At 63.0% G+C, this 15782-nt stretch carries 14 protein-coding genes; 6 read left to right on the top strand and 8 right to left on the bottom strand.

Annotated features, from left to right (window positions below; translation table 11 throughout):
* Positions 1–31 precede the first annotated feature (31 nt).
* Positions 32–481: a type II 3-dehydroquinate dehydratase gene (aroQ, locus tag B9A31_RS24575; RefSeq protein ID WP_016714675.1), complete on the top strand. Its 450-nt coding sequence runs from the start codon at positions 32–34 to the stop codon at positions 479–481.
* Positions 478–1326, top strand: a complete 849-nt coding sequence (locus B9A31_RS24570; protein ID WP_019098418.1) for a shikimate dehydrogenase — start codon at positions 478–480, stop codon at positions 1324–1326. Before aroQ ends, B9A31_RS24570 begins: the two co-directional genes overlap by 4 nt.
* Before the next feature lie 56 nt (positions 1327–1382).
* Here the strand turns inward: B9A31_RS24570 and B9A31_RS24565 are convergent, their stop codons facing one another.
* Both B9A31_RS24565 and B9A31_RS24560 read right to left on the bottom strand, forming a co-directional pair.
* Positions 1383–1898 carry a thioredoxin family protein gene (locus tag B9A31_RS24565; RefSeq protein ID WP_025754372.1) on the bottom strand — a complete coding sequence of 172 codons (516 nt, stop codon included), beginning with the start codon at positions 1896–1898 and terminating at the stop codon, positions 1383–1385.
* Between the two features lie 10 nt (positions 1899–1908).
* Entirely contained in the window at positions 1909–2184 is a 276-nt protein-coding gene (locus tag B9A31_RS24560) for a DUF2790 domain-containing protein (RefSeq protein WP_019098416.1), read from the bottom strand.
* A 221-nt stretch (positions 2185–2405) separates the two neighbouring features.
* Here B9A31_RS24560 and B9A31_RS24555 point away from each other — a divergent pair, with 221 nt between their 5' ends.
* The 4 genes from B9A31_RS24555 (at position 2406) to B9A31_RS24540 (ending at position 5697) form a co-directional block, all read left to right on the top strand.
* Complete coding sequence (locus B9A31_RS24555) at positions 2406–3146, top strand: response regulator (protein WP_003250463.1); 741 nt, start codon at positions 2406–2408, stop codon at positions 3144–3146.
* Entirely contained in the window at positions 3143–4429 is a 1287-nt protein-coding gene (locus B9A31_RS24550) for a sensor histidine kinase (protein ID WP_019098415.1), read from the top strand. Before B9A31_RS24555 ends, B9A31_RS24550 begins: the two co-directional genes overlap by 4 nt.
* A gap of 133 nt (positions 4430–4562) precedes the next feature.
* Positions 4563–5180 carry a ferric reductase-like transmembrane domain-containing protein gene (locus tag B9A31_RS24545; RefSeq protein ID WP_019098414.1) on the top strand — a complete coding sequence of 206 codons (618 nt, stop codon included), beginning with the start codon at positions 4563–4565 and terminating at the stop codon, positions 5178–5180.
* A 28-nt stretch (positions 5181–5208) separates the two neighbouring features.
* Positions 5209–5697 (top strand): HvfX family Cu-binding RiPP maturation protein, encoded by a 489-nt coding sequence (locus B9A31_RS24540; protein WP_019098413.1) that lies wholly within the window; start codon positions 5209–5211, stop codon positions 5695–5697.
* Positions 5698–5784: 87 nt separating this feature from the next.
* Here the strand turns inward: B9A31_RS24540 and B9A31_RS24535 are convergent, their stop codons facing one another.
* From B9A31_RS24535 to B9A31_RS24510, 6 genes are all read right to left on the bottom strand, one after another.
* A complete protein-coding gene (locus tag B9A31_RS24535; RefSeq protein WP_019098412.1) occupies positions 5785–6483 on the bottom strand; it encodes an HvfC family RiPP maturation protein in 699 nt (232 codons plus the stop codon).
* The gene (locus tag B9A31_RS24530; RefSeq protein WP_025754374.1) at positions 6476–7309 is read right to left on the bottom strand and encodes an HvfB family MNIO-type RiPP peptide maturase; all 834 of its coding nucleotides are present in this window, start codon (positions 7307–7309) and stop codon (positions 6476–6478) included. The genes B9A31_RS24535 and B9A31_RS24530 overlap by 8 nt, the downstream gene beginning before the upstream one ends.
* A gap of 74 nt (positions 7310–7383) precedes the next feature.
* The gene (locus B9A31_RS24525) at positions 7384–7875 is read right to left on the bottom strand and encodes an HvfA family oxazolone/thioamide-modified RiPP metallophore (protein WP_019098410.1); all 492 of its coding nucleotides are present in this window, start codon (positions 7873–7875) and stop codon (positions 7384–7386) included.
* Between the two features lie 174 nt (positions 7876–8049).
* Positions 8050–8601 (bottom strand): DUF4174 domain-containing protein, encoded by a 552-nt coding sequence (locus tag B9A31_RS24520; RefSeq protein ID WP_019098409.1) that lies wholly within the window; start codon positions 8599–8601, stop codon positions 8050–8052.
* A 227-nt stretch (positions 8602–8828) separates the two neighbouring features.
* A complete protein-coding gene (locus B9A31_RS24515) occupies positions 8829–13325 on the bottom strand; it encodes an NEL-type E3 ubiquitin ligase domain-containing protein (RefSeq protein WP_025754375.1) in 4497 nt (1498 codons plus the stop codon).
* Positions 13326–13404: 79 nt separating this feature from the next.
* A complete protein-coding gene (locus tag B9A31_RS24510) occupies positions 13405–15765 on the bottom strand; it encodes a DNA polymerase II (protein WP_084297478.1) in 2361 nt (786 codons plus the stop codon).
* Between the last annotated feature and the right edge of the window lie 17 nt (positions 15766–15782).

The raw sequence follows: 15782 nt of genomic DNA, 5'->3' as shown, positions 1-15782 counted from the left end.
CGCATCCAACAACAACAAAGCGATGCCCGTCATGAAGCCCCTTATTCTTGTGCTCAACGGCCCTAACCTGAACATGCTGGGCACCCGCGAGCCTGCCCAATATGGCCACGAAACCCTTGCGGACCTGGCGCAAAGCTGTGCCGATACTGCCCATGCCCACGGCCTGGAACTCGAATTCCGGCAAACCAACCACGAAGGCGAACTGATCGACTGGATTCACGCCGCCCGCAACCGCTGCGCCGGTATCGTGATCAACCCCGGAGCCTGGACCCACACCTCGGTGGCCATCCGCGACGCCCTGGTGGCCAGCGAACTGCCGGTCATCGAAGTGCACTTGTCCAACGTGCACAAGCGCGAGCCGTTCCGTCACCTGTCGTTCGTATCGTCCATCGCCGTCGGTGTCATCTGCGGCCTGGGCAGCCATGGCTACCGCATGGCCCTCAGCCACTTCGCCGAACTGTTCCAGGAGCGCACGGCATGAGCCAGCACGCCATCCTCGCCGGCCTGATCGGCCGTGGCATCCAGCTGTCGCGTACCCCTGCCCTGCACGAACACGAAGGGGATGCCCAGGCTTTACGCTATTTGTACCGGCTGATCGACGCCGACCAGCTGCAGCTGGACGACAGTGCCCTGCCCGGCCTGCTCGACGCCGCGCAGCACACCGGCTTCACCGGGCTCAACATCACCTACCCGTTCAAACAGGCGATTCTGCCACTGCTCGACGAGCTGTCGGACGAAGCCCGTGGTATCGGCGCGGTGAATACCGTGGTGCTCAAGGACGGCAAACGGGTCGGCCATAACACCGACTGCCTGGGCTTTGCCGAAGGTTTGCGCCGTGGCCTGCCCGACGTGGCACGCCGCCAAGTGGTGCAGATGGGTGCCGGCGGCGCCGGTTCGGCGGTAGCCCATGCCCTGCTGGGTGAAGGGGTCGAGCGGCTGGTGCTGTTCGAAGTGGACGCGGCCCGTGCGCAGGCATTGGTGGACAACCTGAATGCCCATTTCGGCGAAGGGCGCGCCGTGGTTGGCAGCGACCTGGCCACGGCTTTGGCCGAGGCAGACGGACTGGTCAATACCACGCCAGTGGGCATGGCCAAACTGCCGGGTACGCCACTGCCGGTCGAGCTGCTGCATGCACGCTTGTGGGTGGCGGAGATCATCTACTTCCCGCTGGAGACCGAACTGCTGCGCGCGGCCCGGGCGCTGGGTTGCCGCACGCTGGATGGCAGCAACATGGCGGTGTTCCAGGCGGTGAAGGCGTTCGAGCTGTTCAGCGGGCGCCAGGCGGATGCGGCACGGATGCAGGCGCACTTTGCCAGTTTTTCCTGACTGACCAGTGTTGGCTGCTTCGCGGGCAAGCCCGCGAAGAGGCCGGCACAGGCCAGTCACCCTTTCTCATCCAGCAAAGCCTGTATCACCTGTTCCTGCCCCCCATAATCCCCTTCGCCAAAGTGCACATGCCGCACCTGCCCCTTGCGGTCGACAAAGTAATGCGCCGGCCAGAACTGGTTGCCCCAGGCATTCCACACCTTGTAATCGTTGTCCACCGCCACCGGGTAACCGATCCCCAGCCCGGCCACCTTGTCCCGCAAGGTGCCCACATCATGCTCGTAGTCGTACTCCGGCGTATGCACCCCCACCACCACCAGCCCCTGGTCGGCATACCGCCGCGCCCAGTCGTTCACATGCGGCAGGCTGCGCTGGCAGTTGATGCAGTCCCAGGTCCAGAAGTCCACCAGCACCACCTTGCCCTTGAGCGCCGGGCCATCCAGCGGTGTCGAGTTGATCCACTGGCTGGCCCCCGCCAGCGACGGCATCGCGCCGTAGCTGTCGCGGGCCATCAGGTGCCCCGCCAGGCCAAGCCCCGTCAGTGCCAGGGCAATCCCCCCCACCTTCAGCATCAGGCGGCGATCAATTCTCATGGCAACCGCCGGTGGCGTAGGTGCGGTACTGCACGCTTTGCTGCTGGCCCTGGGAGTCGAGGTAGTCCATGCGGGTGTTCACCAGGCCGCAGGCGTTGCTCTGGTCATCCTGCACCGACAGCACTTTCTTCACATCCAGGTGGTCACCGTAGCGGTACTGCATGACACCGGCATCGCCCATGGGCGCGGTGCCGGCCTGGGCGGCGATAGCGCCGAAGCTGAGCACGGCGAACAGGCTGGCGCTGGCGAAGGTTTTGACGTTCATGGCATCTCTCCTGAGTAACACTTTGGGTATGGGAAGTTGTGCTTCCCGGTCGAGAGCCATTTCACGCCTGCCAGGTATCCCGTATGTGTCGCCCGAGGCTGTGATGTGCTTCCTGCTGTATCTCTACCAGTGCCAGATACACTGCAATACAAAACCCGGCAGGCAAGCGCGAACGCGCTCGGTACACTGCGCCCATCCCCCTTTACACAGGAACGCTGAGCATGGAACACGTCGATCACATTCTGATCGTCGACGACGACCGCGAGATCCGCGAACTGGTCGGCAACTATCTGAAGAAGAACGGCCTGCGCACCAGCATCGTTGCCGACGGCCGGCAGATGCGCGCTTTTCTGGAAGCCAACAGCGTCGACCTGATCGTGCTCGACATCATGATGCCCGGCGACGACGGGCTGCTGCTGTGCCGCGAGTTGCGCGCCGGCAAGCACCGCAACACCCCGGTATTGATGCTCACCGCACGCAACGACGAAACCGACCGCATCATCGGCCTGGAAATGGGCGCCGACGACTACCTGACCAAACCGTTCTCCGCCCGCGAACTGCTCGCCCGCATCAACGCCGTGCTGCGCCGCACACGCATGCTGCCGCCCAACCTCACCATCAGCGAAAGCAGCCGCCTGCTGGGTTTCGGCCAGTGGCGCCTGGACACCACCGCGCGCCACTTGCTCGACAGCGAAGGCACCCTGGTGGCCCTTAGCGGCGCCGAGTACCGCCTGCTGCGGGTGTTTCTCGACCACCCACAGCGGGTACTCAGCCGCGAACAGCTGCTCAACCTGACCCAAGGCCGCGAGGCCGACATCTTCGACCGCTCCATCGACCTGCTGGTCAGCCGCCTGCGCCAGCGCCTGGGCGACGACGCCCGCGAGCCCAGCTGCATCAAGACCGTGCGCAGCGAGGGCTATGTGTTCTCGTTGCCCGTGCAACTGCTCGAGTCGCCGTCATGAAGTGGCCACGCACCCTGGCATCGCGCCTGGCGCTGATCTTCTTCACCGGCCTGGTGCTGGCGTACAGCCTGTCGTTTGGCTTGCAGGCCTACGAGCGCTACATCAGCAGCCGCTCGATGATGCTCAGCACCCTGGAACAGGATGTGGCGACGTCGGTCGCCATCCTCGACCGCCTGCCCGCAGCCGAACGTGCCGCCTGGCTGCCACGTCTGGAGCGGCGTACCTACCGCTACCGCCTGGACCACGGCCTGACAGGCGAGGCGATGCCCAGCAGCGACCCGCCCATGGCCGCCGAGTCGATCGTGAAGGCCATTGGCAGCGACTACCGCCTGACCTTCCAGGAAATACCCGGGCCGAATGCACACTTCCAGGCGCACCTGAGCCTGGCCGACGGTGCGCCCCTGACCATCGACGTGACCCCATCGCCGGTCCCGGTGGCCCGCTGGTTGCCGGTGGTATTGCTGATTCAGCTGGCCGTGCTGCTGCTTTGCACCTGGCTGGCAGTGCGCCTGGCCATCGGCCCCCTCACCCGGCTGTCCCACGCCGTGGACAACCTCGACCCGGACAAGCCTGGTGTGCAACTGGATGAAAGCGGCCCGCGCGAGGTGAAGTACGCCGCCGTGGCCTTCAACGCCTTGCAGGCACGCATCGCCGCGCACCTCAAGGAGCGCATGCAATTGCTGGCAGCCATTTCTCACGACCTGCAAACGCCGATCACACGTATGAAACTACGCGTTGAAGTGATGGACGATGGGGTCGAGAAAGACAAGCTGTGGAGCGATCTGGGTGAAATGGAGCACCTGGTGCGCGAAGGCGTGGCCTATGCCCGCAGCATGGACACCAGCACCGAAGCACCCTGCCGGGTCAACCTCGATGCCTTTCTTGATAGCCTGGTGTTCGACTACCAAGACAGCGGCGCCCAGGTCGAGCGCCACGGCAGCACTGGAAGCCTGCTGGAAACCCGCCCGCATGCACTGCGCCGGGTGTTGGTGAACCTGGTGGACAACGCCCTCAAGTTTGCCGGCGCCGCCGAACTGGAAGTGTGCCGCGAGGGCGGCACGACCGTAATCCGTGTGCTCGACAACGGGCCGGGGATTCCCGGCGGCGAACTGGACGAAGTGCTCAAGCCGTTCTACCGGGTAGAGGGTTCACGCAATCGCAGCACGGGTGGTACCGGGCTGGGGTTGGCCATTGCCCACCAGTTGATCCAGGCCATGGGGGGCCGGTTGACCTTGAGCAACCGCGAAAGCGGCGGGCTGTGCGCCCAGATAGAACTGACCTGACAGGCCTTCGTGAGAGCGGGGTAGCCTGATACATCCATACAAACCGATACACAACCCCATCGCCCCCGACACACTGCAGATACCCTACCCCCACACACTCCCGGTGACACAATCACACACCGGGAGCCCCTTGATGAAAGCCCTCACCCTGCCCTCCGGCTGGAAGCTGTTCGCCGCACTCGCCGGCCTGACTCTGGCGATGACCACCGTAGTCCTGGCCAGCCAGCCTGACCCTGATGGCCTGCGCAGCGCCATCCGCGCTACCGCACGCAGTTCCTTCGCGCTGTTTCTGCTGGCCTTCCTGGCTTCCTCACTCGTCACCTTGCTACCCGGCGCTGTCAGCCGCCGCGTGCTGCAGGAACGGCGCTACCTGGGACTGGCCTTCGCTTTCTCCCACACCGTGCACGGCCTGTTGATTTACCGCTACGCCCAACAATTCCCCGAACTGTTCTGGGCCGGCCGCACGCTCACCTCCAGCTTGCCCGGCAGCGTCGGGTACCTGTTCCTGCTGCTGCTCACCGCCACCTCGTTCAAGGCCCCCATGCGGCTATTGGGCGGCCGCGCCTGGCAAGCCCTGCACAGCACCGGCATGTGGGTACTGGCAGCCGTGTTCTGCCTGTCGTTCTACAAACGCATCCCCATGGGCGGCTGGTACCCGCTGGCGTTCGCCCTGATGTTCAGTGCCATCGCCGTCAAGCTCACCGCCAGGCTGGCGCGCCAACAGCGCCGCAGCGCCCGCGCCCTTTCCTGACTAAACCTGCCTTGGAGTACACACTGACATGACCACTTCGATCCGCACACTGACCACCTTCGACCGCGTCGGCACCTGGACCGCCGACCTGCCGCTGCGGCTGTTCCTGGCCTGGGAATTTTTTGAATCCGGCCTTGAGAAGTTCAATGGCAGCAACTGGTTCGCCGACCTGCAAGGCAGCTTTCCGTTTCCCTTCAACCAGCTGCCCGCCGAGCTGAACTGGCAGTTGTCGATGTGGGCGGAACTGGTGCTGCCGATACTGCTGATACTGGGTTTGGGAACCCGGCTGGCCTCACTGGGCCTGATGGTGGTGACCGTGGTGGCGATAGCCGCGGTGCACTGGCCGGCACACTGGTCGAGCCTGGCTGAACTGGGGCAAGGATATGCGATCACCGACCAGGGCTTTGGCAACTTCAAGTTGCCGCTGATCTACCTGGTGGCGTTGTTGCCACTGCTGCTTAAAGGGGCTGGGCGATTGAGCATTGATCATTGGCTGAGGATGCGGTTCAGCAGGTAATGCCAATGGGGCTGCTTTGCAGCCCTTCGCGGCACAAGGCCGCTCCTACAGGGATATGCAATCCCCTGTAGGAGCGGCCTTGTGCCCTCAAACTGTACCAACAATGACACCCTGTTCACGCAACCCCTCCAACAATGCCAGCCCCTGCTGCACATCCCCTCCCAACACCTCCATCCGTGCCCGCCCGGTACCCTGCTCCAGCGCCAGCAACTGATACGCCATCGGCGCCAGGCGCGCAAAGCGCACCGTCAACGCAGCATCGCGATACACCAGCAGCAACGTCGGGGCCTCGGGCGCAACCGTTGGCTGATAATCCACCCCGATGCGCTCCACCGGCCACTCATAAGCCAGCACCCGCGCCACGCAGGACAACAGCGGCGCCCCCTCCAGCAAATCGCCCGCCGGGTCATGGGACGGGTCCTCGGCATCGCTCAAATACAACTGCGCCTCGACCCACTCATAATGCGCCAGTTCCAACTGCCAGGGCGCATCCAGCTCGACGCCTTGCAGATAATCGACAAACGCTTCGGCAATCTCGGTAAACAAGGGCGTCTGACTACGGTAATTGGCATAGAAGTCACGCACTCGCGCATGCCAACGCTGTTCGCCCAAGGCCTGACGCATCACCGGAAAACTGCCTGCCAGCAAGCCCTCGATAGCGCCATAGAACAACTCGCGGTAAACCTTCAGGCGCCGACCCTCTATGCCCGGTGGCGGTGCATTGCGCTGCGGGTCACGCAAGTGACGGGCCAAGGTGTATTGCTGCTCGCGCAACGTCTCATTCATCACGCGGCCCTCCCGAAGCCAGTTGCACGCTGCGGATACGCGCCGTCTCGGCCAACAGTTCGGCCAGCGGGGGATAGTTGAAATCACGTTCGAGCACGGTCGGCTGCACGCCAAAGCGCGCACAAGCGAGGGTGTACAGCGCCCACACATCTTCCTTCACCGGCGCCCCATGGGTGTCGACCTTGAGGTCCGGTGCTTCATCGTAATGGCCGGCTATGTGCATGCCGGTCACCCGGGCCTGGGGCAAGCCTTCAAGAAAGGCCCGGGCTTCGTAGCCGTGGTTGCAGGCATTGACGAAAACGTTGTTGACGTCCAGCAGCAAATCGCAATCGGCTTCATCGAGTACCGCACGGATAAAATCGAGCTCGCTCATCGCCTGATAAGGCGCGGCGTAGTAGCTGATGTTTTCCACGGCAATACGCCGGCCCAATTGCTCCTGCGCCTGGCGAATGCGCGCGGCCACATGGTGCACGGCTTCGTCGGTGAACGGTATGGGCATCAGGTCGTACAGGTGCCCGTCGTCACTGCAATAGCTCAAGTGCTCACTGTACAGGCGCACCTGGTGGCGATCGAGAAAATGGCGGGTCTGGTCGAGAAAATGAAGGTCGAGTGGCTCACTGCCGCCCAGCGACAACGACAACCCGTGGCAAGTCATGGGAAAACGCTCGGCCAACTGGGCCAGGCCCTTGCCGTAGGCACCGCCAACCGCTATCCAGTTTTCCGGCGCGCATTCAAGGAAGTCTACTGCACCAGCGTCCATCGCCAGCAGTTCCGGCAGCAGGCCACGGCGCAAGCCAAGCCCGGTATTCAACGTCGCAGCACGCATAAAAAAGTCTCCAACAGGCACAACGCCCCGCCTGACCAGCAGGAGGGGCGTTGCGTCAGTTCAAAGGGTAAGGGTCAGGATTTGCCAGCCAGGTGGCTGAACAGCCCCTCGGGCATGGCCTTGCCATTGGCCTGATAGATCGCCTTCAGGTGGTCCGCCGCTTCTTGCTCGGAGATGAAACCGTCATGGTTGGTGTCGATCTTGTCGAAGTCGCCGGCACGGTCCTTGGCCACCGCCAGAAACTCATCCCGCGAGACCTTGCCATCGTGGTTGCTGTCGGTTTTGGCGAACGAGGCATCGCCGCACTTCCCTTCGCCGCATTTGCCTTCGGCCCCGGCCTTGGCGCTGGCACCACACTTGCCCTCACCGCATTTGCCTTCGCCCTGGGTGGCTTTGCCGCTGCCGCCGCACTTGCCTTCGCCACATTTGCCCTCGCCGGCCACCTTGGCCGAAGCCAGTTGGTAACCTTGTGCCAGCGGTTCCACGGCAAACGCACTGCTGGTCAATGCCATACTGCCGATCAGGGCGGCGCCGAGCAGGCCGAGGGTGTTTTTTGCATGAGTCATGATGTAGCTCCACTGTGGTTGGAAAGTGGAGCCATTAGGCCGTTGCGGTTTGTCGTGAGTGTATCGGGCAAGGCGCGCTTTTGTATGGGAATGGGTCTGCAGCGCGGTCAGATACAGTGGGATACACAACACCCGGTAACGGGCCCCAAGCTACCTTGGGGCCATGACGCGTGTTCAGTCTTCCAGCGGCTTGGGCGGGGCCGCCGGTTTGGCTGGCTTGGCCGGTTTGCTGTCCTTGGCCTTGGCCTCCGGCGCTGCGGCCACCGGTTCGGGTGCGGTCACCGCCTTTTCGCTGGCGGGCAATTCATCGACCGCCTTGAAAATCGCCTGCGGGTCGATAGGTTCACCGCTTTCGTCATCCTTGAGCATGTGCCGCTCGCCGTCCTTGCCCACCAGGATCACCTTGGTGCCCTTGCTCGCGCCCAGCTTGAGCTCACGGATCAGGGCCATGGTGGTCTGCTGTTCGAGGTTCTTGTCTTCGCGCTTGCCCATCATGTTGGCGACGCTGTAAAGCACCAGGTTGCGCTCCTTGAAGGCGGCCTGGGTAGCCGGGTCTTCCAGGGCCTTGTTCAGCCCGCGCAGGGTCGGGTCGGCAGTGCTCGGAGCAATCACCACCAATGGCCTGGCCTTGCCCAGTTCCTTGGCTAAAGGCGCATCACTGTCTGCGGCAAACAGGGGGCCGGCAACAGCTAGCAAGGTAGCGAGGGTCAGTGACCGGACGAGCATGCGTATCTCCTTATTGTCTCGATATACCAATGACTACAGATCACGGAGAAAAATCCGACAAGGAGCCTAAACCACTTCACTCAGTAACGGGCCGTGGAAAAGTAACTGTCGATTTCCAAGCTTTCTGAAGCCAAGGCGACAGCGCGGGCAAAGCCACTGTCACCTTGACTGAGCATAGCCCAAAGCCGCTTCGCACAGGGGCAGGCAACCCCTGCATTAAGCCGCCATCAGCGCACATGAATGCCTGGGTCTTCTGGCCCCACTTCCATGGCACGAATCGTCAAGTCCAGCATCAGCCCCCTGCGTGCAGCACGTTGGGCGTCACGAATGGCATCTGCCTGCTCGAGCATCTCACCCTCAGGGAGCGCTTCATCGTCAAGGACCGTTTCAAGCTGCCGCCTGAACGGCCGGTCAACTTCGGCGAACCGGTCAGGATGAGTACGCTCCAGGTGCGCCTGCCAAAATTCACGGTCAACCATCGAGCGGGCGAGCTCATCCCTGGTTTCGGCATCTCGCACTGCCGCTTGCGCCGCCGCCAGGTCCGCCTGGAGAACCCCTGAAATAGCATGGAAGCTCATATCACCCACCTGCAGGGGCAAGTCGAGCGGCTCCCTCAGCCCGACCCTGAAGGCCAACCCGACTTCACTTCCCTCTTGCTCCCTGCCATGTTCGAGTGCCCATCGGGTAGCGAACCTGTCGACCGCATCCTGGCGCCATAAACGTCTTCCCAGGCGAAGCAGAGCGCGTTCGTCTTTTCCTTGAGCGGCATGTTGAACCTGCCACACCAGCAAGTTCAGTTCTATATTGCTCAAGCACCAGGTTGCACCATCCTGGCACCCCCATTCATCATTGGCCACGGACAACAGGTTCTCCCGCAATTCCGGCGTGATGGCCATCGCTTGCAACACCGCCATCACCCGATTACCCATCGCCCGCGCATTGACGCGAAAATCCTCGGACAGCAACAGTTGCCTGAGAACGCGGAAAAACCGCTCGGAGCCCGGCCCTGCATCCAGGGAATCCCAGGCTGCGAGCATCAAGCCACGATGCTCAGGGGCCACCGCATCCCCCCATACTTCCCGCGCGTGCTCCAGCCGCAGCAGCGCTTGCTCCTCGTCGACGACAGGATGCTCGCTCCTCAACGAAGCCTGCAAACGTTGTGTCTGTGCTTCGCCCAAGGGGTTGCCGCTCAGGCGGATCCTTCGCCGGCGCCATACGGGTAACTGGTAGTAATGCTCCGGAACCTGCCGGATCCGGTTTTCCCTCAAGTCAACAGCCACCAACTGATCGCGGTCGAAAATGCCCGGGGGAAGCTGCGTAATTTGTGTGTCGCGCAGGCTCAGCCAGCGCAGTTCGGTCAAACCGGCCAACGTGAACCCCCGCCGCAGTGGATTGTGGGACAGGTCGAGGGATTCCAGGCCAGTGCAACAGGCCAGTGTGGCGGTTTGCTGCAGGTTCAGGCCAATGCGGTTGTTGGTAAGGCTCAGGTGCCGTAGCTGCGTGAACTGCAGCAACGGTTGCGGCAGCCGCGTCAGCAGGTTGCCACCCAAGTCAAGGGTTCTGAGGTTAGGGAAGGCCAACAAGAAACTGTCGGGTACTTCCACGAGGTCAAGGTGCAGCAGCGACAGGCTGCTCACACCTCTGAAGCTGACCTGCGCCGGCAGGCTGGGCAAACCGCCCGACCTGAAATTGCAAAACATGACATGGAGGTTTTCTTGTGCGTCGATGCGCAGATTGCCGACCCCTACCGACCGTCTCCAGCAATTGAACAGCGTCTGGCGCAAGGCGTCCCGGTCCTCCCGAACATCGCCCTGTTCCTGTGCCACCCAGGTATCCAGCGTGTTGCGAAGCACCCTGAACTCAGTGCTCAGGTCCCTCAGTAGCCCTCTGAGCTGACGCCCTGAACGTCTCACGTCATCGGCCAAGGTGTCAATCTGCTCGTCACTCAACCAAGGGAAGATATCTCGCAATTCCGCCCTCAAGGCATTGCCTCTTGACGCGAAACCGCTCACGCCTGCACCACCCAGCGGGTAACCCAAACGCCCGTCGGCCAAGCGCATCGGCGCTCGAACAGCCCGCGGGCGTACCACGCCTAGCAGACGACTGATCTGGTCACGACGTCGCACCGCCTCGCGCGCAAGCATCACCCGAAGGTTGTGCGAGAACGGATCACCGACCCCCATCATTTCACGCTGCGCCTCGGTATAAGCTGGCGCGATGACTTCGAACAACTCGCCTGCCTCACCGATGGCCCCACCCTGATCATCAAACAGCTGGAACCCGCCGTTCAGGTGCACCAGGTCAAATGCCTGCCCGCCTTGACCGCACTGCGCCAGCATCGGCCCGCCCAGATAGCCCTCATACAAGCGCCAGCGCACACCTTGTTCGCCCCCAGGCAGCTCCTGCAACAGGCCCAAGGCCACCCGTGCCAGGTCCGCATGCTGCGGCGTGTCCAGGTACAAGGCTTCCAGAACCCGGGTCTGGCGGATACCCGACAGGCTGGCCCTGGCCGCTTCGGCCAGATCGAGTGCGACCCTGCCGCTGGTCAACAAGCGCCTGCGATCAACGCCGCTGGCGGCCGTTACCAACGCTTGCGCGGTGCGAGCATCCAGCCCGGGGAAGACCCGGCGCAGCGCTGCGCTCCCGGGGCTGTCGGTGGGTTGCAACGCATCGTACAGGTACTGCAGCAATGTTCGGCGTTGCGTCCACGCCAGCTCAGCCAGTGCCTGATCCGGCAGGCCATTCGCACCTGGCAACCGCCGTGCGTGATCAAGCACGGTCGTATCTTCTACCGGCTCGCCGCTGCGCAAGCGGCCAATCATGCCGCGAATGCGCTGGTCGAGCCTGACCCGCTGCACGCTGTCGAGCATGCCCGGGCTGGGCGCCTGGGCATGCACATGCAAGCCTCGCACGTCATCGCCATCGAGCCCATGGAACAGCAGGACCTGATCGATCTCTTCGTCACCCAGCCTGTTGAAGGGCTCGCCCAGGCGACGGAACATGCGATGTCTATCCCTCCACAGGGCCGGTTGTTCATTCCATAACCGCCAGGCGCCAGCGCCATTGTGACGCAGCATGGGTCCATGGCCGGCAACGGGGCACAGTTGCCATTGACCGTCGCCAGCCGATTCGGTCACGCGATAATGATGAGCGTCCATCTCGATCCAGGCCTGCCCGTCCAGACGCCGGATGCCCAAGGCATCCCGGCTTGCGGCAGCATCGGGGGCCTGGCATTGAAACGGGGTCAGATCTTGTTGCCAGAGTTTGACGGTGCCATCCTCCAGCCGAGCCGGAAACATGGCATCGACCTGCGTGGAGCGCGCCCAAAGCCGTCGGGCCACACCAACCCCCGCCGCTGTGGCCGCAAGCACGGCAAGGTCGGTGGCAACATGGGTCAAATGGTCGAGTGCCTCTCGGCGATCTCCCTCATGCCAGGCTTCAAAACCATGATAAACCTCGCCCAACAGCTCCCAGGCCGTCACAGCGAGAAGCGGCAGGCCAAGGCCCGGCACAAAGAAACTGGCCAGATTGAGCAGCGCCCACCCCTCGGCGGCCAGGCGCTGGTCATGCTGGCGCTGCACCTCACGGTCCAGCCTGGCCACAGGCACCGCGATCATCGCCGCATCCTCCTTGATCTGGCGAATACGTGCCTGTGCCAGACCGTTGAACAACGGTTGCGAATAACCCTGCAAATGCGGTTCGAGATCGCGAAACGCCCAGTCCGCCAGGTCATCGAACAGCGCCGAAACCTGGGCAAAGAAAGCCTGGCTGTCACGTCGTAGCACGAAGCGGCTGAAAAAACGCTGGTAGGCTTTGTCTCGCAGGCGACGACCCAACTCGCGGTTCAGCTTGTCGATGCTCTCGAATGCGCGCCAAGGCGACACAGGGTCACCTGGCACGTAGAGCAACACACGGCGCGAGGTGTTGAAAAGGACACCCTGGTCAATCACCTCGAGCACGATCACCTGCTCAATCCGGCAACCCAGCAACTTCAGTTGCCTGGCCTCCACAAGGTCACCCGCCAGGCGCAGCAGCTTGCCATCCTCGCACATAGCCACCACCAACTTGAGCTCGCTGTCATCCAGCGTCCCTTCCTGCCTGGCTTTGTAGGCGTCTACCAACATGGCGTGGCGGCTGGCATCTACAAGGCAGGACTCCACGCGCCTTGCATCACCTGCGGGCTTTAGAATGGAATCCAGATGACGTTGATAACCCTCACCCAAATCCAGCTCACGGCAAAGCGCGGCAAGCTCGATGCACGTGGGCGGTGCAAGCCTGCCCTGGCGCGGAACCAGCAGCCGATTACCGCGCGGCTGGCCACCGGCCTGGGCCTGCTCGGCAGTGAAGTTGCGCAGTGCCACCTCAAGCAGCGGCTTTTCTTCATAGACCACCTCGGTGAGGTGCGCGCCTACCGGCTGGCTGTTGATCACAGGCTCGCGACGGCCTTCCAGAAACTTGAACGAGCGAGCATTGCCGCCAAGCCCGTAACGTTCGTCAAGGGCCTTGTCCAGGCCCGTCGCAACAAAGCTGTCGATACCTTCGATACCCCGCAGCAGCGCATTGACTTGCTCACGGCTGCGAAGGCTGTTCGCCAATGCCTTGCGGACCTCAGGCAGTTGCCCTGGGGGTATCTGACGCAACCAGAGCGGCAGGCGCTTGCTGATGATGCTGTCCTGGAACGCATCGATGGCTGCCTGTGCGCTTGATGGCGGAGTAGTGTCCATTGCTCGAGGCCTCTTCATGAAAAGAGGCCAGACTAGGGAGCAGGCTCGGCACCGGGTACTAGATAGCTAACGCCTGCGCTCAGAACAGCTGTAACTGGCGGCCAGTCAGCGTGGCGAAATCATCGCCAACGAACGGCAAAATGGCATCGGCTACCGGCTGCAACTGCCGGCTGAGGTAGTGCTCGTAATCGATCGGCGATTGAAGGTTTTCCATCGGCTCGGGACCGGCGGTAGTGATGACGTAACTGATCCAGCCGCCGCGCTGGTACTGGCGAGGGCGACCGAGCCGGCTGTTGTATTCATCGGCCTGGCGCGCAGCACGTACATGGGGTGGCACGTTGCGCTGGTAATCGGCCAACGGACGACGCAGGCGCTTGCGGTACACCAGCAGGTTGTCGAGCTCGCCCGCCAAGGTCTGCTGCACATAATTGCGCACATAGTCGCGATACGGCTGGCCGCGAAAGATCCGCCCGTACAGTTCCTGTTGAAACTGCTGCGCCAGTGGTGACCAGTCGGTGCGCACCGACTCCAGGCCCTTGTAAACCACATCCTCGCTGCCGTCGGCGCGCTGCACCATCCCGGCATAACGCTTCTTGCTACCCTCGTCGGTCCCACGGATGGTCGGCATCAGAAAACGCCGGTAATGCACTTCGAACTGCAATTCCAGTGCGCTTTCCAGGTTCATCTGCTGGCGCAGGTGCTCGCGCCACCACTGATTGACGTGGGCGACCAGTTCTCGGCCGATCTGCGCCGCACCCGCTTCACCATGGGCACCCTTGAGCCAGACGAAGGTGGAGTCGGTATCACCATAGATGACCTCATAGCCCTTGGCCTCGATCAACGCCCGGGTCTGGCGCATGATCTGGTGACCGCGCAGGGTGATCGACGAGGCCAGGCGCGGGTCGAAGAAACGGCAACCGCTAGAGCCCAGCACGCCGTAAAAGGCATTCATGATGATCTTCAGCGCCTGCGACAGCGGTGCGTTGCCTTCACGCTTGGCCGCCTCCCGCCCTTGCCAGACGCGCTCGACGATGGCCGGCAAGCAATGCTGGCTGCGCGAGAAACGCCCACCCCGGAAGCCTTCTACCGAGTGCTCATCATCGGGCAAGCGCAGGCCCTCGACCAGCCCTACCGGGTCGATCAGGAAGGTCCGGATGATCGACGGGTAGAGGCTCTTGTAGTCCAGCACCAGCACCGAGTCGTAAAGGCCTGGGCGCGAATCCATCACGAAACCGCCGGGGCTGGCTTCCTCAGGGCGGCTTCCCAGGCTGGGGGCGACGAAGCCCAGGCGGTGCATCTGCGGGATATACAGGTGGCAGAAGGCGGCCACCGAACCCCCACTGCGGTCTACCGCCAACCCAGTGACAGAAGCGCGCTCCAGCAGGAACTCGAGCAGGCGGGTATGGGCGAAGATGCGCGTGACCAGCTCGCAATCCTTGAGGTTGTAGCGTGCCAGTGCGGGTTTGTCTTCGGCGAAACGGCGGTTGATTTCGTCCATGCGCTGGTAGGGGGTGTCGATGGCCTTGCCTTCACCGAGCAAGGTCTGCGCGACATTCTCCAGGCTGAACGACGTAAAGCTCCAGGTTGCCGAGCGCAGCGCCTCGATGCCGTCGATCAACAGCCGCCCCGGCGCGTCGGCGAAGACATGGCCGCCACTGGCGTGGCTGCGCAAGGTCATGGGGGCGCCGTTGCGGCCCAGGGCCAGCGGCACCTGCATCAGCTTGGCGTGCTCGTGCAAAAGGCGTAGGTCGAACTGGATCAGGTTCCAGCCGATGATTGCATCCGGGTCGTGCTCCGCCATCCACTGGTTGAGGCACACGAGCAACCCGGCACGGTCATCGCAATAGTGCAGGTCGAAGTCGAGGCCCTCAGGGTCGCCGTTGGCCGGGCCAAGCATGTAGACCTGACGCTGGCCGCAGCCTTCCAGGGCAATGCTGTACAGCTCGCCACGTTCACTGGTTTCGATATCCAGCGACACCAGGCGCAGCGGTGGGCGATAGCCCGGCAGGGGCTTGAGCTGGGCATCGCAAATCACGCCCTGGTCATCGGGTTGCCCGGTGAACTGCACCGGCGCGGTGACGAAGCGCTCCATCAGGTAGCGTTCGGGTGGGCGGATATCCGCTTCGAACACCTCGATGCCTGCCGTGCGCAGCCGTTGCTCCAGCTGCATCAGTTGCCGGTGCTGCCGGCAATAAAGGCCCATGACCGGGCGCTGGTCGAAATCCTTTAACTGCAAGGGCCGCAGTTCGGCGCCCGGCTCGTTCGCCAGCAACACCTGCGCGTGCGCCGCTTGCGCTTGCGGGATGAACGCCACCGAAACCTGGGGTGCCAGACGTAGCAGCCGTGGCCCCTGATCGGTGGCCAGCCAAAGTTCCACGCAGGTGCCTTCTGGCGTGTCATGCCAATGCCGGGTCAGGACAAAGCCCTGCTGCAACTCCACTGCCTCACCCTCTGCCG

The sequence above is a fragment of the Pseudomonas sp. URIL14HWK12:I5 genome, assembly GCF_900176445.1.
GTDB classification, from domain to species: domain Bacteria; phylum Pseudomonadota; class Gammaproteobacteria; order Pseudomonadales; family Pseudomonadaceae; genus Aquipseudomonas; species Aquipseudomonas monteilii.
This window is presented reverse-complemented; position numbering and strand designations above follow the sequence as displayed.